This window comes from Streptosporangium sp. NPDC049644, from assembly GCF_040675205.1.
GTDB lineage: Bacteria > Actinomycetota > Actinomycetes > Streptosporangiales > Streptosporangiaceae > Streptosporangium > Streptosporangium fukuiense.
Map to the genome: position 1 here is coordinate 1 of NZ_JBFAOJ010000258.1, position 1,627 is coordinate 1,627.

At 64.1% G+C, this 1,627-nt stretch carries 2 protein-coding genes and 1 pseudogene; 2 read left to right on the plus strand and 1 reads right to left on the minus strand.

Annotation, left to right across the window (positions count from 1 at the left end; genetic code table 11):
• Nucleotides 1–455: pseudogene (locus AB0J58_RS44945) on the plus strand (hypothetical protein); the annotation flags it as partial.
• A gap of 32 nt (nucleotides 456–487) precedes the next feature.
• Here AB0J58_RS44945 and AB0J58_RS44950 read toward each other — a convergent pair.
• Nucleotides 488–973: a DUF4429 domain-containing protein gene (locus AB0J58_RS44950; protein ID WP_357795846.1), complete on the minus strand. Its 486-nt coding sequence runs from the start codon at nucleotides 971–973 to the stop codon at nucleotides 488–490.
• A 297-nt stretch (nucleotides 974–1,270) separates the two neighbouring features.
• On the opposite strand from AB0J58_RS44950, the gene AB0J58_RS44955 reads away from it, so the two are divergent.
• Nucleotides 1,271–1,627, plus strand: a 357-nt coding sequence (locus tag AB0J58_RS44955) for a hypothetical protein (RefSeq protein WP_364227965.1), incomplete at its 3' end; no start/stop codon positions are given.

Sequence of the window (1,627 nt, forward strand, 5' to 3'; positions counted from 1 at the left end):
CCGGGGTAAAGGGTGTGCCTCGGGTGACGCAGGATCAGATCAACTGGGTTGAGCCGGTCGCGAAACCGCAGGCGGGCATGCTCGGCTTTCCGCACAACGGCCACGTGTGGCTTTACAGCTCGCCGGACACGATCATCGAGGCGCCGCAGACCGGTATGAACGTCCGCGAGGTCGCCGCGAGGGCAGCCCAGGTGATCGGACGCCCGCCGACGTATGACAATGGCGGGTTCCTGATGCCCGGCACGTCGCTGGTGCACAACGGCACCGGCAGGCCCGAGCCGGTCCTCACGGACCAGCAGTGGCAGGCTGTTCAGCAAGGCGGGGCACGCGGCGGCGACGGGGCTCTCCTCAACGTGGAGAACTTCCATGCGACGCCGGAGCAGTCGACGTACGGGATCGCGAAGGACCTGCAGTTCATCATGGGTACCGGAGTTCGCGCCCGCGGCGGCAGGTGACGAGAGATGCCACGGCCGGGCAGGACCAGTCGCTAGCGCCACTCTTGGTGGGGTGGCGCTGGCGGCGCCCCAAGGATCTGCGCTTTCTGCCTTTCGAACTCATCTCGTGTCATGGCGCCTTGCATGACGAGTTGCCACAACGCAGCGAGTTGCCCTGCCGCATCTGGTTGCTGAGGCTGAGGCGGGTACATCGACGCTTTCGCCTGCTCGATTGCACGCGCGAGAGCTTCGAACTCAGATTGGTGCTTGCGAGTGAACACGACGCTGTTCTCGTCCGTGCCGGCGTCATAAGTCTGGCGTCCGACGCGGGACCGCAGTTCCGGCGACCCGCTCACCGCGAACTGGATGAACCCGTTGACGAGTCGGCCTGCGGGTTTGATCTGGACAGCGCTGACTTGGCTGAAGTGGATGCGTTTGACTCCGCTGCCCGCTAGAAGTCTGGTTGCTCCGCCGTGGCCGATGGTGACGAACTGGCCGTCAAACTCGACGTATCCACCTAGGTAGCCGTTCGCGCGCATGTGGTCTCTTTTCTGCTGGCGCGTTGGGTCCCCGAACGACCGGCAGTTTGTCATGTTCGGTCCGGGCCGTGTGGTCGTATCGCGTCGATCTGTTACCGAGAATCCCGGATTCCTACTTCTCTGACCTGTTAGGAGGCGGCTTCGGCGTGCCCGAATACGACCCGTCCCGGTGGCCGTCCTATGGGGCGTACCTGCGGGATAAGAACATCCACGCCCGCCCTGAGGGGTGGTCTCATGCCACCCGGGATCAGCGTACTCAGGGCCGCAGGGATGACGGCGCGAGGTGGCAGCGCGTCCGTGACCAGTTGGGCCACGACACCACAGAGCACAGTGACGGCCGCCGCGACGTGCGTATCAACCTGGGATTGCGAGGCGCTGATGGCAATTGACCGTGACGCTGTGTTTGTCGACACGTTTGTGAAGGCGCTGACGAACACGATCGCGCTGGATCTGTCATCTTCGGCCGCGTTCAAGATCGCCATGTACACCAGCGTGGTGGTGCCGAACTTCTCCCAGTCCAACCCCGCTTACGGTGTGGATCCGTGGGACGTCGGCGAGGTGTCGGGCACCGGCTACACGGCAGGTGGAGAGACGCTCAGCGTGGTGTCGTTCGCTGAGCTCGGAAGTACAGGCAAGGCGGGCTGGAAGTTCGAT

Excerpts from the sequence above, each read along its gene's own strand:
- AB0J58_RS44950 (WP_357795846.1), bottom strand. The coding sequence starts at position 973 with ATGCGCGCGAACGGCTACCTAGGTGGATACGTCGAGTTTGACGGCCAG.